General features: G+C 40.6%; 27 protein-coding genes. 17 read left to right on the forward strand and 10 right to left on the reverse strand.

The features are described from left to right. Positions 1-65: 65 nt before the first annotated feature. A complete protein-coding gene (locus FHG64_RS11635) occupies positions 66-398 on the reverse strand; it encodes a single-stranded DNA-binding protein (RefSeq protein WP_139066561.1) in 333 nt (110 codons plus the stop codon). A 405-nt stretch (positions 399-803) separates the two neighbouring features. Here FHG64_RS11635 and FHG64_RS11640 point away from each other — a divergent pair, with 405 nt between their 5' ends. Together FHG64_RS11640 and FHG64_RS11645 are read left to right on the forward strand one after the other, a co-directional pair. Next, positions 804-1160, forward strand: a complete 357-nt coding sequence (locus FHG64_RS11640) for a type II toxin-antitoxin system RelE/ParE family toxin (protein WP_139066562.1) — start codon at positions 804-806, stop codon at positions 1158-1160. Beyond that, entirely contained in the window at positions 1150-1440 is a 291-nt protein-coding gene (locus FHG64_RS11645) for a helix-turn-helix transcriptional regulator (RefSeq protein ID WP_139066563.1), read from the forward strand. The genes FHG64_RS11640 and FHG64_RS11645 overlap by 11 nt, the downstream gene beginning before the upstream one ends. 184 nt (positions 1441-1624) lie before the next feature. On the opposite strand, the gene FHG64_RS11650 is transcribed toward FHG64_RS11645, so the two are convergent. Further along, on the reverse strand, positions 1625-1945 hold the full coding sequence (locus tag FHG64_RS11650; protein WP_139066564.1) for a type II toxin-antitoxin system RelE/ParE family toxin: 321 nt from the start codon (positions 1943-1945) through the stop codon (positions 1625-1627). After that, positions 1936-2178, reverse strand: coding sequence for a hypothetical protein (locus FHG64_RS11655; RefSeq protein WP_139066565.1), 243 nt, complete (start codon positions 2176-2178; stop codon positions 1936-1938). Before FHG64_RS11655 ends, FHG64_RS11650 begins: the two co-directional genes overlap by 10 nt. 1296 nt (positions 2179-3474) lie before the next feature. Here FHG64_RS11655 and hpf point away from each other — a divergent pair. Beyond that, the gene (gene hpf / locus FHG64_RS11660) at positions 3475-3774 is read left to right on the forward strand and encodes a ribosome hibernation-promoting factor, HPF/YfiA family (protein WP_139066566.1); all 300 of its coding nucleotides are present in this window, start codon (positions 3475-3477) and stop codon (positions 3772-3774) included. Positions 3775-4336: 562 nt separating this feature from the next. On the opposite strand, the gene FHG64_RS11665 is transcribed toward hpf, so the two are convergent. From FHG64_RS11665 to FHG64_RS11675, 4 genes are all read right to left on the reverse strand, one after another. Further along, positions 4337-4834 (reverse strand): DUF456 domain-containing protein, encoded by a 498-nt coding sequence (locus FHG64_RS11665; RefSeq protein WP_139066567.1) that lies wholly within the window; start codon positions 4832-4834, stop codon positions 4337-4339. Then, on the reverse strand, positions 4834-4998 hold the full coding sequence (locus FHG64_RS19200; RefSeq protein ID WP_168191351.1) for a hypothetical protein: 165 nt from the start codon (positions 4996-4998) through the stop codon (positions 4834-4836). The genes FHG64_RS11665 and FHG64_RS19200 overlap by 1 nt, the downstream gene beginning before the upstream one ends. A gap of 245 nt (positions 4999-5243) precedes the next feature. Beyond that, a complete protein-coding gene (locus FHG64_RS11670; RefSeq protein WP_246054082.1) occupies positions 5244-5540 on the reverse strand; it encodes a type II toxin-antitoxin system RelE/ParE family toxin in 297 nt (98 codons plus the stop codon). Further along, entirely contained in the window at positions 5531-5764 is a 234-nt protein-coding gene (locus FHG64_RS11675) for a hypothetical protein (protein WP_139066568.1), read from the reverse strand. The genes FHG64_RS11670 and FHG64_RS11675 overlap by 10 nt, the downstream gene beginning before the upstream one ends. Positions 5765-6777: 1013 nt before the next feature. Between FHG64_RS11675 and FHG64_RS11680 the strand changes: the two genes are divergently transcribed. The 12 genes from FHG64_RS11680 to FHG64_RS11735 all read left to right on the forward strand — a co-directional run bounded on the left by FHG64_RS11680 (position 6778) and on the right by FHG64_RS11735 (position 16270). Beyond that, positions 6778-7140 (forward strand): BlaI/MecI/CopY family transcriptional regulator, encoded by a 363-nt coding sequence (locus tag FHG64_RS11680; protein WP_139066569.1) that lies wholly within the window; start codon positions 6778-6780, stop codon positions 7138-7140. Between the two features lies 1 nt (position 7141). Then, on the forward strand, positions 7142-8539 hold the full coding sequence (locus FHG64_RS11685) for a M56 family metallopeptidase (protein WP_139066570.1): 1398 nt from the start codon (positions 7142-7144) through the stop codon (positions 8537-8539). Between the two features lie 65 nt (positions 8540-8604). Then, a complete protein-coding gene (locus FHG64_RS11690; RefSeq protein ID WP_139066571.1) occupies positions 8605-10131 on the forward strand; it encodes a M56 family metallopeptidase in 1527 nt (508 codons plus the stop codon). A gap of 22 nt (positions 10132-10153) precedes the next feature. Further along, the gene (locus tag FHG64_RS11695; protein WP_246054084.1) at positions 10154-11269 is read left to right on the forward strand and encodes a tetratricopeptide repeat protein; all 1116 of its coding nucleotides are present in this window, start codon (positions 10154-10156) and stop codon (positions 11267-11269) included. A gap of 102 nt (positions 11270-11371) precedes the next feature. Further along, positions 11372-11665 carry a type II toxin-antitoxin system HigB family toxin gene (locus FHG64_RS11700; protein WP_139066572.1) on the forward strand — a complete coding sequence of 98 codons (294 nt, stop codon included), beginning with the start codon at positions 11372-11374 and terminating at the stop codon, positions 11663-11665. A gap of 2 nt (positions 11666-11667) precedes the next feature. Further along, a complete protein-coding gene (locus FHG64_RS11705; RefSeq protein ID WP_139066573.1) occupies positions 11668-12024 on the forward strand; it encodes a helix-turn-helix domain-containing protein in 357 nt (118 codons plus the stop codon). Positions 12025-12167: 143 nt separating this feature from the next. Continuing rightward, positions 12168-12758: an outer membrane beta-barrel protein gene (locus FHG64_RS11710; protein ID WP_139066574.1), complete on the forward strand. Its 591-nt coding sequence runs from the start codon at positions 12168-12170 to the stop codon at positions 12756-12758. Between the two features lie 92 nt (positions 12759-12850). After that, positions 12851-13384 carry a hypothetical protein gene (locus FHG64_RS11715; protein ID WP_139066575.1) on the forward strand — a complete coding sequence of 178 codons (534 nt, stop codon included), beginning with the start codon at positions 12851-12853 and terminating at the stop codon, positions 13382-13384. 502 nt (positions 13385-13886) lie between these two features. Further along, complete coding sequence (locus FHG64_RS11720; protein ID WP_139066576.1) at positions 13887-14660, forward strand: creatininase family protein; 774 nt, start codon at positions 13887-13889, stop codon at positions 14658-14660. Between the two features lie 6 nt (positions 14661-14666). Next, a complete protein-coding gene (locus tag FHG64_RS11725) occupies positions 14667-14999 on the forward strand; it encodes a CidA/LrgA family protein (protein ID WP_139066577.1) in 333 nt (110 codons plus the stop codon). Further along, positions 14996-15688 (forward strand): LrgB family protein, encoded by a 693-nt coding sequence (locus tag FHG64_RS11730; protein WP_139066578.1) that lies wholly within the window; start codon positions 14996-14998, stop codon positions 15686-15688. The genes FHG64_RS11725 and FHG64_RS11730 overlap by 4 nt, the downstream gene beginning before the upstream one ends. Before the next feature lie 99 nt (positions 15689-15787). Next, positions 15788-16270, forward strand: coding sequence for a hypothetical protein (locus FHG64_RS11735; RefSeq protein ID WP_139066579.1), 483 nt, complete (start codon positions 15788-15790; stop codon positions 16268-16270). Between the two features lie 808 nt (positions 16271-17078). Here the strand turns inward: FHG64_RS11735 and FHG64_RS11740 are convergent. Then, complete coding sequence (locus tag FHG64_RS11740) at positions 17079-18095, reverse strand: hypothetical protein (RefSeq protein ID WP_139066580.1); 1017 nt, start codon at positions 18093-18095, stop codon at positions 17079-17081. Further along, the gene (locus tag FHG64_RS11745) at positions 18076-18573 is read right to left on the reverse strand and encodes an AAA family ATPase (RefSeq protein ID WP_139066581.1); all 498 of its coding nucleotides are present in this window, start codon (positions 18571-18573) and stop codon (positions 18076-18078) included. Before FHG64_RS11745 ends, FHG64_RS11740 begins: the two co-directional genes overlap by 20 nt. 256 nt (positions 18574-18829) lie before the next feature. Between FHG64_RS11745 and FHG64_RS11750 the strand changes: the two genes are divergently transcribed. Further along, positions 18830-20296 (forward strand): serine hydrolase domain-containing protein, encoded by a 1467-nt coding sequence (locus FHG64_RS11750; protein ID WP_139066582.1) that lies wholly within the window; start codon positions 18830-18832, stop codon positions 20294-20296. Positions 20297-20522: 226 nt separating this feature from the next. Beyond that, a complete protein-coding gene (locus FHG64_RS11755; protein WP_139066583.1) occupies positions 20523-20864 on the forward strand; it encodes a hypothetical protein in 342 nt (113 codons plus the stop codon). 546 nt (positions 20865-21410) lie between these two features. On the opposite strand, the gene FHG64_RS11760 is transcribed toward FHG64_RS11755, so the two are convergent. Further along, a complete protein-coding gene (locus tag FHG64_RS11760) occupies positions 21411-22727 on the reverse strand; it encodes an IS110 family RNA-guided transposase (RefSeq protein ID WP_139066584.1) in 1317 nt (438 codons plus the stop codon). Between the last annotated feature and the right edge of the window lie 503 nt (positions 22728-23230).

Genomic DNA, 23230 nt, shown 5'->3' on the forward strand with positions numbered 1-23230 from the left:
GAGGAGTGACCTTTGGGTTTTAAGAAACATCACCACGCCCAAGAACGTGGTGATGTTAAAATGTTCTATTTACTCAGCAATAATAGTTCGCTGCAAACAACTTCTGTGGTATAGCGTTTCTGGCCTTCTTTGTCTTCCCATGAGCGGGTGGTGAGCTTACCTTCCACAGCGATCTCTTTTCCCTTGTTCACAAATTTCTCAATGATCTCTGCCGTCTTGCCCCAGGCCACCACATTATGCCAGTCTGTATGCTCAACTTTCTCACCTTTGGCGTTTGTGTAATTGTCATTGGTGGCGATGGAGAATTTCGCCAGCTTCTTTCCGGTTTCCAGATCAAGGATCTCTGGATCCTGTCCTACTCGTCCAATCAACTGTACTTTGTTTCTAAGTGCGTTCATAATAATATTAAATTAATGGTTAAACAGTTAATGCAATTGAACCTTCGTGATTCAACAAGGCAAACTTAGAACAGGAGCAAAAGGAGATTCGGTTATTAAGTAATTACTTTCATTTACTGTCGTTTGCAAGTGTTTGTAGTCGTTTGTTGTCGGATACTTAAAGAGAAATTTCCTGTCGATTTTAAAAAACTAGCCACAAATGCACTAATGATTTTTGGATAGGCACCTGCGGTGCTAAGGTGATTTTTATTGAAGACTGGAGGGGTAGGGCGCTGTTTAAACTGTAGTAGGCGATGTCTGGAGACCTCGCGCAGCGGTGGCTAGATTTCGATCCCAAATTTTGAGCTCTTAAAAAACCTATATCAGGATTTGAAATATAGTAACTTTTAAGTTACCTTTGGTTTAATGGAAAAAGTAAGGGAGGTAATTCAGTATAAGCATTACTTTGAAGAATTCTTGCTAGCACAGCCAATTAAAGTGCAGGACAAGATATTTAAGATTCTTGAAATAATCGAAACTTACGAAAGAGTTCCTTCTACGTATTTAAAATCCATATCCGGAGCGAAAGGGCTGTACGAGGCACGGATAAAATTGGGCTCAAATATATGGCGAGTTTTTTGCTTCTTCGATGAGGGTAAACTTGTAATCCTTTTGAACGGATTTATTAAAAAAACACAGAAAACTCCTCAAAAGGAAATTGCCAAGGCTATTGATTTAATGGCCTCATATTACGCAGATAAAGAAAAGAACTATGGAAACTAAAAGTTGGAAAGACATAAAAGACACCGTTTACGGAAAAAAAGGAACCGAACGCAGGGATGAACTGGAAAGGGATTTTGAGTCCTTTAAGATCGGGTTATTATTGAGAAAAGCAAGAGAAGAAAAAAACCTGACCCAGGAACAATTAGCCGATTTAGTAGATAAAAAGCGGACTTATATTTCCAGAATTGAAAATAACGGAAGTAATATGACCTTAAAAACTTTATACGATATAGTAGAAAAGGGGCTGGGTGGAAAGGTGAAGATTTCTATAGAAGTCTAATCTTCACTACTCCATTAATTAGGTTAATTTTAAACACTAACCGCGAATGAACGAATGATTTCGTGGTGTTATCACCTCGGGTCTAAGGAAGATATTCGTGGAAGTCTGGAGACTTCGGGTCCTTTGTTGTTTTTTTTGAAATGGTAGGAGGCGCGAGGTCGAGAAAACTCACGTAGCGGTAGGGCTACAAATTTGATCTCTGAATTTTGGCGGGATACTGTTGAGTATCGAAAACATCTACAATTTCAACTTGATTTTTTTCTCTATTTAACCAATAGATGATCTTGTAAGTTTGGTGAACTAAATAGCGAAATTCCTGTTCTCTGTCTACTAATAATTGTTCAACCTGGCCGATTTCCGGTTGCGATTTAAGTCTGTATGTAGCTTTAACGATTTTCTTAGTCTCATTCCGGGCCACCTTTAGGCTGGCATTTTCTTTTAAATATTTGAAGATTTTTTGGAGTTCGTATTTTGCGAAGTCCGTCCAAAATAAATTTAGCTCCATTTATCAATATCAGCTATTAAATCATCTGCGTCTGTTAACTTTCCTTCACTGGAATCTTTCATTGATTGATCTATCCTATTATTGAACTCCTGTACTGTCATTGGCTGGATATCTTTATTTCCTGACAGTTTTTTCTCCTTTTTCAAAACTTTCTCAAGCCGGGCTATCGCTTCCTCGCTCTGAAGTTTTAAAAATTCCCGAATAAATTCTGTTTTTCTGGCTTCTAAATCCATTTCTCAGCTTTTAATCAAAAATACGCATTTCCTACATAATCAATTCTTTTATAGTCAAAACCGTCTAGCTTTCGTCTAACTTTTCAATGAGCAAGCTGATTATTTTTGATTAGAACAGGTGGAGCAGCTAGGTTTTTAAGAAGATTAGTATTTGAAGTCAGGAGACTTCAGGTCGTTTTTTGTTTCTTTTGAAATTGTGGGAAGCGCGAGGTCAGGAGACCTCACGCAGCGGTTTTTAAATTTTCCTCTTTTTGGCTGTCGAGTTTACCTTTCCTCCATAAGACCGCTCCTTCTTTTTTGCTGCAATCCTCTCCCTTTGGTCGCCGGTTGCAAGAAAAGAAGCAAAAAAGTCTAGGCTTACGAAAGCTTCTCTAAATTTTTCATTCGGTAGCTAAATTTTAGGAACTCGCGGAATGGTAAATCCTGGCGAGATTAATTTGTTTCGCTCAAACAGCCTAAAATTCTTAACGCCCCTCTCATTTCAAATTTTACGATAAGCTTTCGTAGGCCGGAAAAAACCTTCTAACTCCATCTTTTCATCCTTCCATAGCTTAAGGAAAAACAGGTTGAAAAATTGAGGAGGGCTTACCTACTTTTGCGACAAATGCGAATAAGAATTCTAATTATTATGAATTGTAAATGCAGCTTTAATTAGGTTAATTTGAGATTTAAACCCACTAGCTATTTTTTCGTAAACTTTCTCTCTGAATATTTACCTAACCAATAAAAAGCTAATAAAGCAACTAATCCGAATTGTGCATATTCTTCCAGAAGATCAAGTCGGTTTAAGGTCAGTAGCAGTACAGCCATTGAAAGAATCATTAGAAGATCAAAATGTATTTTTTACAAGTCAGTTCTTAGAATAAAGCCATGAATGCACGAATAATTTTAGTACTGCCCGGGTCCTAAAAGAGATTTGCGGTTAAAGTCAAAAGACTTCAGGTTGTTTGTCGTTCCTTTCGAAATTGTGAGGGACGAGAGGTCAGGAGACTTCACGCACCTTGGTGCGGCGAGAAGACCAGGAGAAGACAATAAAATATTCGTGCATTCGTGGCTAAAAATTTCTTTCCACAACATTTAATCCCGGAATAATAACCCCCCTGATTTAAAAAAATCCAGAAAAGATACTTCAGCAAAAACTTAACAGAATTCCCAACCACCTCATTATCAGCATTCCTTCACAAACCCCAAAAACACTGGTAAAACAAATCCCTTTATAACTGATCTTCCTCATATTTATCCAGCCATTCCCGCGGTAAATTTGACTATTCTTAATAACCAAAAGCCATACGGACCATGACTATAAATATTCAGTTTGTAAAAATGCCTACAAGTGAAACAATGAGTCAGTTTGTTTCTCAAAAATTAGAAAAGTTAGCCGATAAATATGAATGGATCATCAATGCCGATGTTTATTTTAAACTGGAAAATGATCCTGCAGGAAACGGCAAAATATGTGAGATCGAATTAAGTATGCCCGGGCCAAGAATATTTGCATCCTCCAGGGAAGAGAACTTTGAATTAGCCGCAAAGAAAACCACTTTTGAATTGGACAAACAGCTACAAAAACGAAAAGCTGTAATGATGGCCCACTAATGATGCCGCAACAGGCGGTTGTTTAATTTGTTTTATGTGTTGATGAGCCCGTTGCCCCGCAGCGGGCTTTTTATTTAAGATCATCTCGAAGGTTTTAAATAGAATCAAAGTCACTGGTCTTACAGAACCTGGCTCCCGTGATGTACAAATTGATAAACACTTTCCAGACATACAATAATCTCGTTTCCAGATTCCAGATGGACCTTTTTCTCGACGAAAACGAGCAGACTTTTTCTAGATACTCACCCCTAAATCCCCTGAAGGGGACTTTTTGATACTGCAAATACATTATTTCTTAAGGTCCACATAGTAGCCCACGGCGGTTTTTTGAGTCGGCTTTTTCACTGGTGCAGAATACTTTTTCCGCCACCCTTTAGGGAGGGGCAAAGCGGAAAAAGATTTGATGTAGAGTTAATTACTTAGAATCTGGAGGCTAGAAAAATCTATAGACTCCAGACTCCAGACTCCAGACTCCAGACTCCTGGCTCTTGGCTCTTGGCTCTTGACTCTTGTTTCTTGACTTTTGGTTTCTTCGGGACTTGTACTATAATTCCTGTACCTCTTAAAACAATACCTCCCGAAACTCCCAGACCTTATAGAAGAACAATAACAGAAAGCCGCAGGCGACAATAAACTCCATAAAACTGGAGGCCAGAAAACCTACAAAAGAACCAAAGGCCGCCCTTAATGCAGATTTCCGGTTGCTCTTATTAATGATCTCTCCAATAAAAGCTCCAACGAAAGGGCCTATTATGATCCCAAAAGGAATGGGTGCGATGATACCGACTACCAACCCGATTGTTGCGCCAATCATCCCATACCTGCTGCCGCCGTATTTTTTCGTCCCCATGGCGGGGATGATCCAGTTAAGTGCGTAAATAAGCGCCGCTACTACGAAGGTAATTCCCAGGAACCAGTAATTCATAGGAATGGAAGGAGCCAGGTGCAGCACCAGCAATCCCAGCCAACTTACGGGAACTCCCGGTAAGACCGGTAAGAAACTTCCCAGAATTCCTACTAAAATCAAAACTGCGCCCAGGACTACTAATAAAACATCCATTAATTAAGTCGGTCTTTAAAAGGTTCGTCTTTTTGATCTGCTGCTTTTTCTTCAGGTTTCTTGCGGCGCCTTTCTTTCATGAATTTCAGGAAATCCTTTAGTTGTTCATCAGTGGCAGAGTCCAGGAAATCGTTGAACTCCTTCTTTATTTTCTTCTTGTCCATAGGTTTTTTTAAAATTTTCTTGTCCGGATAATTGAGTTAAGATCGCTATATCTTCTATGCTCCGGAGTCTAGAGGCTAGAGTCTAGAATCTAGACTAAATTTGAGTGTTTGAGAACTTGCCTTTTAACTCCTGCTATATAATCTTGGAAGGTTCCTAAACTATTTCAGGTTAAAAACCACAAAAATCAGAATAGTCAATCCCTTAATTTATTTCCATTGACCTCCCGAATAACGCACAGCTGTTTTTAGATTCTTATCTTGTTCGGGTTTTGCCTGTTGGAGAAAAGAGATAAAATTTCAATGGTTTCGTTATTTTGTCGGTAGTAGAGATTATTAAATTTTGCAACCACCGCTCTTCTAGCAGTTTTCTTCTGTTTTGAAGTTGGGAAGGGTGCTGGATTTTTAGAAATTAATTCAATTGTATGGTCAAGTTCCTGAGAGAATTTTTTCAGTTCTCTCTCCGTCCAGTTTTTTTCTAAATACTCAATAGTATCTTCTATTTCCAGAAAGTGCGTGGTCAGTCCATCGAATTTTATAACCACTTTTCATATAATTTTCTTGCTTCTGAATGAGATTTTAATTTTCCGGAATCAGCATCTTTAATTCCTTGATCTATAGACTTCTTTTCCTCCTTGGAGATTTCTTTCCACCAGTCAGTTTTCTCACTCTCGCGCAGCTTCATTATTTTTTCAACAATGGTTTTATCATTCAAAGTGAATAACCACTGAATTAATTCTATTTTTTTATTTTGAAGATCTAGGTCCATATCTCAAATTTACAATTTAGAACTTAAATAATTTTCTTTGTTCCAAAGTTTTTAACTGCTGCATAACGTATTTATTATAGTGTATTTTTCTCCTTCTCGAAGAAACGCTGTCGGGTTTATCCTCATTTCATAAGACCACTCCTTCTTTTTTGCTGCAACCCTCTCCCGTTGGTCGTCGGTTGCAAGAAAGAAGCAAAAAAGCCCAGGCTTACGAAAGCTTCTCTAAATTTTTTATTCGGTGACTAGATTTTTGGAACTCCCGTGAAAGTAAATCCTGGCGAGATTAATCCGTTTCGCTCAAACAGCCTAAAATTCTTAACGCCCCTCTCATTTCAAATTTTACGATAAGCTTTCGTAGGCCGGAAAAGTCCTTCAAATCAAGAAAGTTGACTACCATTGGACGTATTCTATTTTTCTTACATTTTCCAGGCGAGTTTATTGGCATTTCATAGGACCGCTTGTTCTTTTTTGCTGCAATCCTCTCCCGTTGGTCGTCGGTTGCAAGAAAAGAACCAAAAAAGTCCAGGCCTACGAAAGCTTCTCTAAATTTTTCATTCGGTGGCTAAATTTTAGGAACTCGCGGGCAGATAAATTCATGCGAGATTAATCCGTTTCGCTCAAACAGCCTAAAATTCTTAACGCCCCTCTCATTTCAAATTTTACGATAAGCTTTCGTAGGCCGGAAAAGTCCTTAAAATCAAAAAGGTTGACTACCATTGACGATTCTCCTACGTCATAACCTTGCGCTAATATTTTTTATAAGGGTCTAAGAAAAATTTTATAAAAATCCTCTCTATATAATTCACGCCCATTAACTCAAAATTACAAATTTTTCAGTCAATGATAAGTTCAAAAAATAGCCGACTAAAACTTTTAACTAATTTATTAGGTGAAACTAAATAATTAGTTTTATATTTGAATTGTTGGCAGATCAGGAATTTACAATCTGCTCAATATTTTAACCACTAATCACCAAAGGAGCTGAATATTTCAGCAAGGAAAATCAAGATATCATGAAACAACTCACCAAAGCCGAAGAAGAGATCATGCACATCCTGTGGCAACTTAAGGAAGCCAATGTTGCCGCAATTATTGAGGAGATGCCGGAGCCTAAACCTGCATATAACACGGTTTCCACTATTGTTCGCATCCTGGAAAGCAAGGGCTTTGTAGACCACAAAAAGCAGGGGAAGGGCTATAATTATTTTCCCGTGGTAGATAAGGAAACCTACAGCAACCAGAGCATGAACAAGCTTATGGACAGCTATTTCAACGGTTCTTTTAAAAGTATGGTGTCTTTCTTTATGAAGAAGAATGACCTGGATACCAAGGAACTGGAGGCTATTTTGAAAGAGATCAACAAAGAAGAGAAATAAAATGAGCGCCTATATCCTACATGTCGTCCTGTTCCAACTCCTGTTTTTGCTGGTGTACGAGCTCCTTTTAAAGAATGAGACCTTCTTCACCTTGAACCGCTGGTATCTCCTGGCGACCGCTGTAGCTTCTCTGTTGCTGCCTTTTATAGAAATAGAAATGCTCTCTATTTGGCTGCCTGCGGAAAATATCTCGCAGCTCCCCCTCAACTGGTTTACAATAGAAGGTGCAGAAGCCGCGGCGACGACAGAAATTGCTGCCTCCTCCGCTTCAACTGCTTCAGGTTTTAATATTAACTGGTGGTTCATTATATATGCGGCCGGAGCACTGATGAGCCTTCATTTTTTTCTGAAAAAATACAATGAATTAAGCCGAATGTTCAGGTTCAGGACCATTGCTTCGGAAGGTGACTACCACATCATTGAAATTCCCAATTCCACGATCGCGTGCACTTTTAGCAGAACGATCTTTTTGGGCGACCAACTTTCAGAAGCAGAAAAACAACAAATTCTCACCCACGAACTCGTTCACGTGAATCAGAAACATAGCCTGGACCTGGTTTTTTTCGAACTGCTGAAGATCATTTTCTGGTTCAATCCGCTCATTTACATCTACCAGAACAGGATCACCACCCTGCACGAATATATTGCCGATGCTGAGGTTATAAAGGTAACGGCCAAGCGCAGCTATTACGAGCAGCTGCTCAACAGCGCCTTCAGTACAAAAGATATTTCATTCATCAATCAATTTTTTAGTCAGTCATTAACCCGCCTTAGCGCCTTTGGGAAGAGCATCAGCTTTGGAAGTACCGGCGCAGAGGTCAAAAAACGAATTATTATGTTACAGAGATCAAGATCAAAGACCACCGCAAGAATTAAATACCTGGCCTTATTGCCAATTACGCTGCTTATGTTATCCTTTGTAGCCTATTCAGGAACAGGAAAAGAAGTTATTGCAGGAGCAGAAACCGATACTATTGCGGCAGAAGAGATTGCTGTTGCACAACAACTGGATATGCCATATGCCATAGTGGACCAAATTCCGCTATATCCCGGTTGTGATGAAGTAACTGGGGACGCCGGCCGGGACTGTTTTGATTCCCGTCTTAAAAATTACATCAACAGTAATTTCAACACGGCAACAGTAAAGCCTTATTTAAAGGAGGGATCAAACAGGATCGTCCTGGTATTCACCATAGGAGCAGACGGGGAGGTTACAGGAGTGAAATCCCGTATGGTGACCCCGGGAATCCCGGTAGAGGATAAAGCCGAAATAGAGAAAGAAGCAAACCGGGTGGCGCAAACAATTCCAAAGATGAAGCCGGGAATGCAAGACGGAAAGGCAGTGGGGGTTTCCTATTCCCTTCCAATAGAGATTTTCAATACCGGCGAGGTTGAGTAGAAAGTAGACCCCGGGTATAAGGATTATAAACCCATCAAAGTTTCAGAAATTTAAAACCAGAAGTGATGTTAGCATTTATCTTACAAGTCGTATTATTTCAGCTCCTGTTTTTACTGGTGTATGAAGTATTGCTGAAAAAGGAAACTTTTTTCACCTATAACCGCTGGTACCTGTTGGCCACTTCAATCATTTCCCTGCTGTTACCGCTCATAAAGATCGAAGCCCTGGCCTTTTTACTTCCGGCAGAATCTTTTCAAGGGATATCAACAATTTTTTTACCCGAAGTCATTATTGGAGAAGCCCCTGCAGCAGCAAATTCAGTCACGGAAGTATCCACCGCTTCTTCCGGCTTCAGCATCAACTGGTGGCTGGTAGCTTACGGCACGGGTGTAACAGCCAGTCTGTTCCTGTTCTTTAAAAAATATCAGGATTTGAGCAGATTGTTCAGGTTCAGGGCCATTGCTGCGGAAAGCGACCTGCGCATCATTGAAGTTCCAAATTCCACAATTGCCTGCACCTTTTACAAGACCATCTTCCTGGGAGACAAATTAGCAGAAGCTGAAAGGCACCAGATCCTGTCCCACGAACTGGTACACGTAAAGCAGAAGCACAGCCTGGACCTGTTATTCTTTGAGCTTTATAAGATACTTTTTTGGTTTAATCCGCTTATATACATCTACCAAAGCAGGATCGCAACTTTGCACGAGTTCATCGCAGATGCCGAGGTGGTGCAGACAACAGAGAAAAAAACTTATTACGAACAACTTTTAAATTCAGCTTTTAACACCGCAAATATTTCATTCATCAATCAATTTTTCAATCATTCATTAATCAAAAAACGAATCGTTATGTTACAAAAATCAAAATCAAAAACAATTTCAAAATTCAAGTTCCTGGTACTCTTGCCGCTTATGCTGGTGATGCTTTCTTATGTGGCTTGTAGTGATGATGCCAATCCTAATCACAATGTAGTGGAGGAATCATCGACACAGGAGATATTAATTGAAGTAGAAAACTTCAGTTCCTTTACGGAGGAAGAAAACGCAGCAATTCAGGCCGCGGCAGAGGAATTACATAGCACAAGTGGGGTTTCTTCAATAAAGATCACCGATGGAAATAAAACGATCACCATGTCTGGCAATGCTGAAACCGGTAAGGTCGATGTAATTACAGTTGATAAAAATGGTGAAGAAAATAAAAAAGCTCCCAAAAGAGAGTATGCTGAAGGTGCAGATGTTCCCTTTGCCGTAATTGAACAGGTACCTGTCTTCCCCGGTTGTGAGAACCTTGGTTCCAACGAGGAGCAAAAGAAATGTATGACTGGAAAGATCGCAGAATTTGTTTCAGAAAAATTTGATTCCAGTCTGGGTGAAAAGCTAGGATTAACAGGAGTGAACCGTGTAATTGTAGTTTTCAAGATTAGTCCCGGGGGAGAAATTACAGATGTACGGGCTCGCGCGGCACATCCGGATTTGGAAGTAGAGGCAAAACGAGTAATTGAGCAGCTTCCGCAAATGGAACCTGGTAAACATAATGGAAAAGCGGTAGCCGTTTCCTATTCTTTACCTATAGTATTCCAGGTTGGTGAATAAGCTAATACTAACTTTCATTATTTTGTTAGCGGCAAAGGCCGGAGCTCAGGCTCCGGCTTTGGCTGTTGCAGACAGCCTCTTCGCCGTAGGCGAAACCACTGCTGCACTGGAGCACCTCGAAGAAATCGATCCCAAAACCGAAGCAGTTTATTTAAAGCTCGCCAAATACCAGTCGGCAACCGGAAGGAATGCTGCTGCAATGGAGAATTATCAAATTGTTCTAAAGGAAAATCCTGAGAGGGTCCTGACTACGATAAATTATGCAAAGGCATTGGCAAAAGCAGGACTGTTCAGAGAGGCAGATAGTTTGTATAGTAATCTAAGCCAGAGATATCCGGAAAATGCCAATTTCTATTATCAGCGTGGGCTTATAAAAGAGCATCAAAAAGAGGAGGGGGCTTTAGATTTCTATAAGCAAACCATAGAATTTGATCCCCGCCACCAGGCGGCGCTTTATAAACTCGCAAGACACGAACTGGGTAAAAGCAGTTATGATATGGCAAAGAATTACTGTCTAATGGGCCTTGAACATCATCCCGATAACGCTTCCCTGCTATCTGTACTTGGGCAAACCTATTCTGCCAGGGCGCAGTACAAAAAAGCCATTCCGGTCTATAAAAAACTTGTCGCCCTTGGACAGGAGAGTGAATTTATTTTCACCAGGCTTGGCTTCGCCTATTACCGGGAGGGGGATATCACTGCCGCGATAGAGGCTTATAACCGGGCTTTGATCCTGGAAAACGGCAACTCTGCCACTCATTACATCCTTGGAAAATTGTATGCCCTTAAAAATGAGCTGGACAAATCTGAAACTCATTTATTAATGTCCATCCTCATAAAGAAGCAACCCGTGGATGCAGAATATCTTAGCCTTGGCCTCACCTATAAGCTGAAGGAGCAATACAAGGATGCGCTGGATTATCTGAACAAAGCCCTGGATGAAAACAGGGATAACGAACGCGCTATGTATGAAAGAGCCATCGCTGCAGATAACTATTTTGCAGACCTAAGCGTGAGGATCAAATACTACCGGGATTACCTGGAAAAATATGAAACTATTGGGGATGAAAGAATGCTGCAGCTGGCGGAAAATCGGTTAAGCGATCTTGTAAGGCAACGACATTTGGCTGGGGAGTAGTGGTGAAAAACCCGGAACAATTTTAATTAACAAAACTGCCAAACAAGAATTATATTCCCAAAGTGGTAACTTATTTCTATCTTTGCCTCAAAGATTTATAATGTGAGGATAATTGCAAGACGAACATTACGGGATTTTTGGGAGAAACATGCCGACTGTGAAGATCAATTAAAATCCTGGTTTAGAGAAACAGAAAAATCTGAATGGAGCACAATTAATGAGTTGAAAAAGGAATATCCAAGTGCAAGTATCTTAAGAGATAATCGAATAGTATATAACATCAAAGGAAATAAATATAGATTGATCGTAAAATTCAATTTCGAGTTCAACATATGCTGGATAAGGTTTATAGGAACACATGCAGATTATGATAAAATAGACGCAAATAATATTTAGTTATGGATATCAAACCTATAAGAAATGAACAGGATTATCAAAATGCACTCGACCGGCTTGAAGTGATTTTTGATGCAAAAAAGGGAACTGAAGAAGGAGATGAATTGGAAATTCTTTCCATATTGATTGACCGCTACGAAAATGAGAATTTCCCAATTGAAATGCCAGATCCAATCGAAGCTATAAAATTCAGAATGGAACAAATGGGGATGAAACAAAAGGATCTGGCAGAGATTGTTGGTTTTAAAAGCAGGGTAAGTGAGGTCTTAAATAAAAAACGAAAACTAACCCTGGATATGATAAGGAAGCTGAATACAACGCTACACATTCCAACAGAGGTTTTAATTCAGGATTATTGATGAAATGAACAGGGACCCAAATAGTTTGAAAAATAGTCCACATTATTTATGCTATTCTTATCTTTCCTGTGCAGCTGCAAATTGTAACAATAACCTATAAAACCTTACCAATAATTAAACTTCTTTTAATTTAAATCAAACCAATGTTTAAAACTACCCTCAGGTTCTTTGTTGTATTTTCATTCTTTTTCATTTCCAATACTTCCTTCTCCCAGGAAAACAATAAGATCCTGGTTTATTATGGGATTTCTGATTCTAAATTACTGAGGACTGATGACCTTATTGGAGCCGGCAGTGAAGAGATCGAGAATTTAACTGAGTTCGGATTCAGGTACCTGAGAAAGATCAATGATCATCTAGCGATAGAGACGGGCGTTAATTATACAACTGCCGATTTAAAAATAACTCCGCATTATATGGGAGAACCTGTTCAAACGAGAGGGGAAGAATTTGAACTTATTTCTATTCCAATATATGCCAATTATACTTTATGGAAATATTTCTTTATTAATGGAGGCCCAATGGTGGATTTTCAGCTTTCTGAGACCACTACAGATTCTCAATCGGGAATTGGATATGGGCTGGGTTTTGGCGGTAAATATAATTTCAACAACTTCAGCATTTTTTTAAATCCAAATTTCAAAAGACACGCTGTAATCCCATTCGAAAAGGAACAATTTCATCAAAAATTAACGGAATTCGGGATCCAGTTTGGACTGGGTTATAGCTTCTAAAAATCAACATCCATTTTTTTAAAAAAAAAATATTCTTAACCAGAGACGAAGAAATCTTCTCAACAATTTAATTTGAATTATCCCAAATCAAAATGAAAAAAGCATTATTACTTCTAAGCCTTATATTATTTTCTGCAAACAGTTTTGGACAGAACTCTTCTGAAACAAACAGTCAATTTTCACTGAATCTGCTAATACCATCTTTAGAATGGGAAGTGAAAACAGGCCAATCCTCTACTATAGATTTGATTCTAGGAGCCGGTTTTGGATATCACGAATCTGGTTCACAAAGCGATTTTGGTGTTCTCCCTGCATTTCAGTCAGCATACAGGTATTACTACAATCTTAATAAGAGACTGGGAAAAGGCAAAAAAGTTTCTGAAAACAGCGGTAATTACATAGCGGCTATCGGCACCATTCAAAGCGGCAATCCCATTATTGGGGATTACGATCTAAATCACGATTATTCAGTTCTCATAGGCCCCGCCTGGGGAATGCAAAGAGTATACAACAGCGGATTCAAACTAAATCTAAACCTTGGTGCCGGTTATGGTTTTAACGACATTGGCGATTCGTATTTTTCTCCGTTTGTAGGTATTCAATTAGGTTGGCTTATCGCAAAATAGGATTTGTGTAGAATTATTTCCTGTTTAAAAGAAAGCCACGAATGCACGAATAATTTTAATGGGAATTCCTGGAGAGAGAAAACTAAAAAGAGCCACTAATACACGAATAATTTATGGGGTGAATCCCCGCATAGAAAAGAAAAACATTCGTGCATTCGTGGCTAAAAAAACCCTGTCAGTTTTGGAATAGAGCCACTAAGGCACTAATAATTTATAGGCTGTATCCCGCGAGAAAGAAGAAAAACATTCGTGCATTCGTGGCAAAGAAATCCCTGTCCCTCCTAAAAGAGCGCCACTAATCCAAGAATGCTCTATAAGTTTCTTCCCGAAACGATTTTAAAAAAAAACATTCGTGCATTCGTGGCTAAAAAATTTTCCGGTCAAAAGCTCCTTTGTAAGAGAAGCAGGTTTTTGTACTTTTATTAATTAACGATTTAAGAAAGATAATTAATAAAAGACCCTCACTTCAGCAAAAAAAGCTGTTGTCATACCTTCCCGACAAATGAAAAATGAAATTCGCCCATACATATTAGCCGAAACCAACTGGAAGCAGGTAAAAGATGAGAACTACAGCTTTGCGGTGCTTCCCTGGGGAGCTACCGAGGCACATAATTATCATCTTCCATACGCGACAGATAATATTCTGGCAGAAGAGGTAGCCGCGGAAGCTGCCCGCAAGTGCTGGGAAAACAATGGAAAGCCACTGGTCTTGCCCACCATTCCATTTGGGGTGAATACGGGGCAGATGGATGTGAAGTTCTGTATGAATATGAATCCCTCCACTCAGCTGGCAGTCCTCCGGGATATTGTGCAGGTGCTGGACAGGCACGGGATGAGAAAGCTGGTGATCCTGAATGCACACGGCGGGAATAATTTTAAGCAGATAATTCGTGAATTGAGCCTGGAATTTCCGAAGGTTTTTGTCTGCTCCATCAACTGGTGGCAGGTTGGGGATGCAGCCTCTGTTTTTGACGTTCCGGGAGACCACGCCGGGGAACTGGAGACCGCTGCCGTAATGCACCTGGCTCCGCAGCTGGTCCTGCCTCTGGAAGAAGCCGGGGACGGAAGGGCAAAGACTTTTAAGATAAAAGCCCTAAAAGAAGGCTGGGTGACTGCACAGCGGGAGTGGAACAATGTCACTGAAGATACCGGGGTAGGGAACCCGAAAGCCGCCACTCCTGAAAAAGGCCTGAAATATTTTGAAATGACCACAGATATCATCGCCGGCTTCTTTGACGAACTGCACGCTGCAGATGTGGAGGATATGTATGAATAATTCGAAATGATAAAAGCCCTGTTCTATATTTTCGGATTTCTCCTGGCGGGGGAATTGATCAGGTATATCTTCAATATTCCCGTCGCCGGAAATATCATTGGAATGCTGCTTATTTTCCTTGCCCTCCGGTTTAAATGGATAAAACTGGAAGATGTGAAACCTGCTTCAGATAAGCTTATAAAATATCTTATCCTGTTTTTCATTCCCTATGGCGTCGGACTTATGGTTTATTACGACATCATCCAGGGACACCTGATCCCGATAAGCATAGCAGTGGTAATAAGCACGATCATAAGCTTCTACATTACCGGGATAATAATGGAAAAATTCGGGAAATGAGAGACTTTTTTCAGCTTCCGGTATTTGGGATCTTCATCACGTTGCTGGCATTCTTTGTGGCCGGAAAAATAAAGAGAAAATGGGACTATGTGCTGCTTAATCCGGTGCTGCTTTCTATAACTTTCATTATTCTTTTTCTTCTGATATTCAATATAGACTTTGAAGATTATAACCGGGGAGGTCAGTACCTGAGTTTCTTCCTGGGCCCGGCGGTTGTTGCTCTTGGTGTATTCTTCTATGAAAAATATGAGGAGATAAAACAGAATATAAAACCCTTTTTAGTGGCTGTTGCCGCTGGAGGAGTCAGCGGGATTATTAGTATAATCCTTCTTTTAATGTTGTTCCGCGTTCCGGATCTAATCATTAACTCCTTAGCGGCGAAATCGGTTACCACTCCTATCGCTATAGAGATCTCGAGACTAACGGGCGGGGTACCGGAAATAACCGCAGGGATAGTGATCGCCGTGGGGATCTTTGGGAATGCCTTTGGGCCTGCAATCCTAAGGCTTCTGAAAATAAAAAATAAAGCCGCCATAGGTGCTGCCCTGGGAACAGCGGCTCACGGGATTGGGACAGCAAGAGCTTTTGAAGAAGGGCACCTGGCCGGGGTTTACAGCGGCCTCGCGATGTGCGTAAACGGAATAATCACCGCGCTGCTGGCACCATACCTGCTTCAATGGATCATATAATTAAGCACTTCAAATTCAGTGATTATACCTACCCGGAATCTGTTAAAGATTGATTTGTTTTACTTATTTTTGAGCTGTAATTGACCAGAAAAATCCTTCATGAGAATATCTTTACTCCTGTTACTGATCCCGTTCCTGGTTGGCTGCGAAAATTTCGAGACAAAAAAGATCTCCTCGGAAGAAGTTCTGGACCAGGAAACAAGAAGCCTTAACTGGAAGGAAGTAGACGAATATCCCGCTTTCGAAAATTGTAAGAATATTACCGAACTCCAAAAGGCCAGGAATTGTTTTGAGACCACGATTACTAAATCTGTTTATGCCTACCTGGAAAAACAGGAACCCGTGGTAACAGAGGCTATAGATGATACGGTAGTTCTTTACCTCAAAGTAGAAAAGACCGGCCGTCCCGCCATAGATTCCATTTTGGTAGACACCACAGTTACAAACCAGTTACCCGACATCCGCCTCTGGCTGCAGCAAAGTGTGGATTCCCTCCCAAAGATCTACCCCGCCAGCAAACGCGGGATCCCCGTCTCCAGCACCTACATGATGCCGATAGTTATTAGGGCGGAGGAAAACTAAAGTTGTAGGTTGTAGGTTGTAAGTTGTAGGTTGAAAAAGTAGAGAGTGGAAAGTGGAGAGAGGAAAGTCTGGACGCAGGTTTTTTACGTTCTAATATTCAGAGTGAATCTATTTCTAAACAGTACGGTCGTCACTTCGTGTTTTTTTGACCGATAGGGAAAGAAAAAATGTATCGAGAAGTCTTCGGAGTTCGAATTTCTAAAGGATTTTCGAGTCTTTTCAGTTAGCCACGAATGCACGAATGTTTTTTTGTTTTCTGCTCTTCAAGTCACCGTCATCCTGAACTTGTTTCAGGATCTAATGGGCTTGGGTGTAGCTCATCTCACCTGCAGGAAAAAAGTGGAGAGTGTAAAGTGGAGAGTGGAAAGTCTGGTCGAATGTAAGACCCTCTGTTAGTTGTTCTGTCGTCACTTCGAGTGTTTTTTCTTGACCGATAGGGAAAGAAAAAATGTATCGAGAAGTCTTCGGAGTTCGAATTTCTAAAGGATCTCGATTCTTATCATTTAGCCACGAATGCACGAATGTTTTTTGTTTTCTGCTCCTCCGCCCACCGCCATCCTCAGACTTTGATATTTTTTTTATTAGCGTGAGGTGATGGCGTTTTTCCCCGGCCTACCGTACCTAAAGGCACGGAGAATCCATTATCATCCCGGTTCTACCCATACGGAGTCCCTAACGGGACAAAATACCTTTTACTATTATGTCAATGGTAACCTGCCTGTCCGGCAGGCAGGCTTGTTTCAGGATCTTATGGACTCCGGGATAGGTAAATGCAACAGTTCTCGAAGCCCTATTGAACTATGTTCATTTAATCGATCTCCAATCGATCCAGGTAAGATCCCATAAGCTTGAGGTATTTTTCTGCCTCCTGGAGGGCATTTTTTTTAGAGGAATTTTCAGAGGAACCTGAAGCCCGAAGGCTATTTACTTTTGCACGCACATTGGCGCGATAACTCTTATAATTAATAAATAGTTGCCTTTCCGTATTGTTCCTCATCGCAGGAAAGTGAAGGTTATAATGTTCAATAAAAAGCCTGGAAAGATCTTCTCTTTGTAATGCATCAAGATCCATACAAAGAAAAGCTACTTCATTTAAGACATCAATTTGCCGATAATCATCATTAAATTCTATACAATCAAAGGGCTGTGGTGCCGGCAGGAGAAAAATATTCCGGGTATGTAGATCACCGTGACAATCCCTGAAGAATCCGGAGCTTAAGCGGCTCTCTAGTAACTCGCTGTTTTGATTAAGGAAAATGTTTGATCTTTCTATCGCACGATCAATGAGATTACCTATTTCCTGTCCAAGGTTTTCTGAGAGAAACTCCTTCTCTGCCTTAAGTTCATTGAATTTATTCTTGTCATCCTGAAGATCTTTTTTATAAATGACCTCTGTCTTTTTATGAAAGACAGCTATATATTTGGCCAGTTTTTTAATATCTGCCGGGCGTACCTTGTCTTTTGAAAGAAGAACATCCATTTGCTTTTCAGGGTCAAGTTTTCGCATCCTGACGGCATAATCGATCACCTCGCCTTCATCCTCTCCTATGCCGTATTTTCCATTCAATGAAGATACCGGCAATACTTCAAGATAAACATCCTTGGACAGCCGCCGGTTTAGCTCGATCTCCCGTTTGCAATAGTGTTTTCTTAGAGGAAGCGTAGAAAAATCTAAAAAAGAATACAAAATAGGCTTTTTGATCTTATAGACGAATTCATCGCATAGGATCACCCAGGAAATATGGGTTTCCACCAATTTCTTCTGATGGGTTAGCTCGGGAAACCGGCCATCAGAAAGCAGCTTTTCAATTTGTTCTTTTGTCATCTTTTAGATAGTCTTCAGCCTTTTGCAGCATAGCGTCAATATTCTCATTAGTAGACTCAAGAATCAAATGTGGTTGTTTCACAGGCTCCCATTGTCGCTTCAGTAATTTATATACATCAAAATCGGCTTCACTGAATTTTCTTTTTTTCTGAATTCTGTCCTTTGTGAGTTTCTCATTTGCCCAAACCTTAATAAACGCTATTCTTTCGCCACCGTTAGTTGTAAATAGTTTCCTGAATTTATCCTTATAAAATGTCGCGTCCACAACAACGTCTTTTCCCTTATTAGTCGCCTCCTTCATTTTTTTTAAAAGTGCGTTATAAACCTTTTCTTTTTCTGAATCTGAATAGGTTCTTTCAAAAAATATCTCTTTCCGAAGCCGGTCACTATTATAGTAATCTGCGCCTATTTTTTGTGCGAGTCTTTCAGCAAAAAAGCTTTTTCCGGAACCCGGCAAACCTATTACCAGTATAACCATTGTCATTGTTATTAAAGAATGAATTCTCACCTGAAACAGTCCGGGGCAATAGCTGTCCTGGTCGTAAGTGATGACCAGAAAAGATGAACCCGGTTATGACCCTTGAATTCCTTTCCTTTAAATTTATTAAAAATATACGACTGGTCCTTTTCATAGTCCCACCCCCAAATTTTAATTGATGATTATTTAAATTAAATGATTAACTTTTAATGCCCTGAAAACAAATAGATTATTCTAACCAATCAATCTTTAAAAGATGAAAAAAGAAGTTTTGAACCTTCAGAAAACGGGGCTGCTTACTTTGTTTTTCCTGTTCAGCTCCGGGATTTTTTATGCCCAGGATAACAGGGAGCAGATAAAAAACCTCCTGGACAAATATCACGAATATGACCAGTTCAACGGCTCGGTGCTGGTGGCCAATGATGGGGAAGTTATTTTTTCTGATGGGTTTGGCATGGCCAATATGGAATATGATATTCCTAACAGGCCGCAAACCAAACACCGGATTGGATCCATCACAAAGCAATTCACCGCAGCCCTTATCCTGCAACTGGTGGAAGAGGGAAAACTGGAACTGGATCAACCCATTTCCAAATACCTGCCCGAATATAAAGGACCGGCGGCAGAGGTTGTGACCATTCACCACCTGCTTACCCACAGCTCGGGTATTCCCAGTTATACTTCCTTCCCTAATTTCTTTAAGGATCAAAGCCGGGACCCATACACCCCGGAAGAATTCGTAAAGACCTTTGCCGACTCCACCCTGCAATTCAGTCCGGGGGAGAAATTTTCCTATAACAACTCCGCTTACTTTCTGCTGGGACATATTATTGAGGAAATTGAAGGTAAAAGCTATGCAGAGGTTCTGCGGGAAAGGATCCTGGAACCTTTAGATATGGGGGATACAGGATATGATCTTCACGAGACCATTCTTAAGAACAGGGCCACAGGCTACGAACGCCGCGGGACCGAATATATAAATGCACCATACCTGGATATGTCCCTGCCGTATGCGGCGGGATCCCTTTATTCCAAGGCAGAAGACCTTTATAAATGGGACCGGGCACTCTACGAAAATAAGCTCCTCTCTGAAAGTTCCAAAGAACTCATGTTCTCCCCGCATATTAAGATGGGGAATGCACATTATGGCTATGGCTGGATGACAGGTAAGATGCCGGTTGGCAAGGCCGGCGATAGTATACAGATGGTAGGCCATGGGGGAGGCATTAACGGGTTTAATACGATTATGGTGAGATTTCCTGAAGAGGAGGATCTTATCGTGCTGCTCAACAATACAGGTGGTACCAACCTGAACAGTATCGCTGAGGGTATCCTTAGCATAATGCATGGAGAAGAAGCCCCTATGCCCAAACGATCTATCGCAAAGGAGATCCTGCCAGTCTTTGAAAAGCAGGGGATCGATGCCGGAATGAAAAGATATAAAGAATTAAAAGCTGATGAGACCTATGCCCTGGATGAAGGAGAAATGAACCAGGTAGGCTATGTCCTGCTGCAAAACGGAAAGGTGAAGGAAGCTATAGAGATCTTTAAGATAAACACCGAAGTCTTCCCTGATTCCTGGAACACCTATGATAGCCTGGGAGAAGCTTATATGCATGACCGCCAAAAGGAAAAGGCAATTGAGAACTTTGAAAAATCCATAGAAATGAATCCCAATAATACAAACGGGAAAGAGATGCTGGCGAAGATAAAGTCGCTGTGATGTACCTTGTCTATTTTCTGAAGAGGCAGAGGATGGAGGACAAAGTGCAGAGGTTAATATGTATGAGAGTAATCTCACTTCTGGATATAAAACCAAACGTTCGCCCCCTTTAGGGAAGCCGGCGGGTCCAGGAAAAGTGGTCAATCTCAACCTGCTCCTCTAAAGACTAAAGACTAACGACTATAATCAGAGTCTTTATAGAAGAAACTACCATACCCATATCGAAATGGAGATGCACAAAAAACTCCTGGCTATTAAACTGCTTCATACCCTGGTGTGGTCGTTCTTCGTTTTTATTATCTTTTATATTGTTTATTCCGGCCTCACAAATAAAATTACCCTCTTTACCTGGATAGCCATAGGACTCGTGGTGGCAGAGGGCCTGGTGCTGCTTGTTTTTAAAATGTTTTGTCCGCTAACCCTTATAGCAAGAAAATACTCCGATTCTCAAAAAGATAATTTTGACATATTTCTTCCGAACTGGCTGGCAAAATATAACAAGATCATCTTCACGACAATTTATATAGCCGGTGTCATTTTAGTACTCATAAGGACATTTAGAAATTGATAAAGGTGCCTTGGTTCCTGTCTTTTGATTCTTGATTTTATCGTCACTTCGAGTGTTTTTTCTTGACCGATAGAGAAAGAAAAAATGTATCGAGAAGGGCTTTGTAGTTGGAACTTCAAAAGGATCTCGATACAATTTTCACCTCCGCTTTCGCTACGGCAAAAATCACTCGATCTGACGATGAGGGATAGTGAGAGTGGATTTGTTTCTCAGCAGCACTGTCGTCACTTCGAGTGTTTTTTCTGACCGCCAGGGAAAGAAAAAATGTATCGAGAAGGGCTTTGTAGTTGGAACTTCAAAAGGATCTCGATACAATTTTCACCTCCGCTTTCGCTACGGCAAAAATCACTCGATCTGACGATGAGGGATAGTGAGAGTGGATTTGTTTCTCAGCAGCACTGTCGTCACTTCGAGTGTTTTTTCTGACCGCCAGGGATAGAAAAAATGTATCGAGAAGTGCTATGGAGTTCGAATTTCTAAAGGATCTCGATACAATTTTTTCCTCCGCTGCCGCTACGGAAAAAATCACTACCATTGACGTATTTTTTAACTAGCTGTATTATAGCTAATTACCATCCCAAGCTCTTTCGCCATTTTTCTTACACTTCTTTCTTTGTTGAGGTTAATTTTCTCTTCATAATCTTTTATTCCTTTTTCTATATAATCTAAACCTCTAACAAATAACTTCCAGTAAAGTTCTGCCAGTTTTCTGGCCATTGCTTTTATAGCGTGGCTCGGTCCCTTTCTGGCTCTTAGTTTTCTGCCGAAGGCACCTAGTGCAATTTTTTTGCTGTTGAGAAGGCTTGTGGCCACTTGTTTGAAGATTAATCCTGCTTTGGGCTGACCTTTTGATTTATGGTTTTTCCTCATTTTGCCGGAGTGGTGCTGTTTTGGAGCAAGGCCAAGCCAGGAAGTAAAATGTTTTTCTGTTGCCCATTTCTTCATATCTGTACCTACCTCGGCAAGGAGTTGCATCCAGGTATAATCTGTTATTCCAGGCAGAACAGTGGCATCCCTATGGTTAAATACACTTAGTAGATAGCGGTCGAGGTTTTTAATCTTGGGTTTGTGATGCCTTATAGGCTTCCTTGTTTTTTTCTTGCCGGGTTTTAGGGATGCATCACCATTCTCTCCGCTCATCTTCTTAAGAACTTCATCCAATTTTTCATCACACCGCACTATTTGTACCTGATAAAAATCATAGCAAGCAACTGCCTGCTCCAGTGCGAATAGACCTGCCTGAGTGTAGTGCCCTTTTAGAGATTTTATTACCAGTTCCCTTTTTGTTTTTAAAATGCTTTTTTCGCATAACTCCACCAGGACTTTCGGGTTTCTTTCTCCTTTGAGAATAGCTCTGATTACCCTCAATCCACTGGCTCCATGTACTTGACTTAAAACTTCTTTTAAGCGGATGTTCATCATGGTGAGGGCTTTTTGCATATGATTTATATGCATTGCCGCACTGCGAATGTGATCTTCCCGAAGGCGTTGATATTCCCGAAGTTCCTGGACAAGATCTTCTGCTACAAAACATCTGCTAAGAAGACCATGGCTATGTAACTGTTGTATCCACTGGCAATCCTTTACATCTGTTTTTCTGCCGGGAACTTGTTTAGTACTTCTCCCATCTACCAACCAGACATCGATTCCTCTGGCCTGTAGAATATCAAAGAGAATAACCCAATAAACTCCAGTGGCTTCCAAAGCAACAGTTTCGATATTATTATCGATCAAATAATCCGCTGCCATTTCCAAATCCTCAGTAAAAGTCTCGAAGCTTTTTACTTCTCTCCCTTCAAGACCTACAAAAATTTTGCGGGCTCCAATATCAATGCCCGCAGCATGGTTGTGAATTTTCTTCATAATAGAAAAAGTTTAAAAACCACATCGGAGAATTCTAAAGCAGTAAGACTACCATGCGGGCATCAATACGAAGTTGAGCACCAAAATCGCTACCATTATTTTCCGAAAACCATACTCGAACACAGGTAAAAAACACTATGTGTATATCGGCCAAATTGTGGTTTAAATTCCCTTATAAAAATACAATCCCCTACGTCAATATTCTTCGCTAGATAAAATTTTTTTTATCTCAAATCTCGATCTGACGGGTGAGGAAGGGAGTGGGAGTTTTGAATTATGCAATATAGAAAACTCGTCTCCCTCGAGAGCACAAGCGTCCTCCCCCTTTAGGGGACCCAAGGGGTCGAGGAAAATTGGCCAATTTCACCCTGCTCATTCTAACAACTAACAACTAAAGGCTAAAGACTACAATCCCCGTCTCTTCTCTCTTCTCTTTTTTCTCTCCTCTTGTTTCTTGTCTTTTGTCTCCTGAATCTTTTTTTCGCTACCACAAAAGTTCCCCC

This window comes from Antarcticibacterium flavum, assembly GCF_006159205.1.
Classification (GTDB): domain Bacteria; phylum Bacteroidota; class Bacteroidia; order Flavobacteriales; family Flavobacteriaceae; genus Gillisia; species Gillisia flava.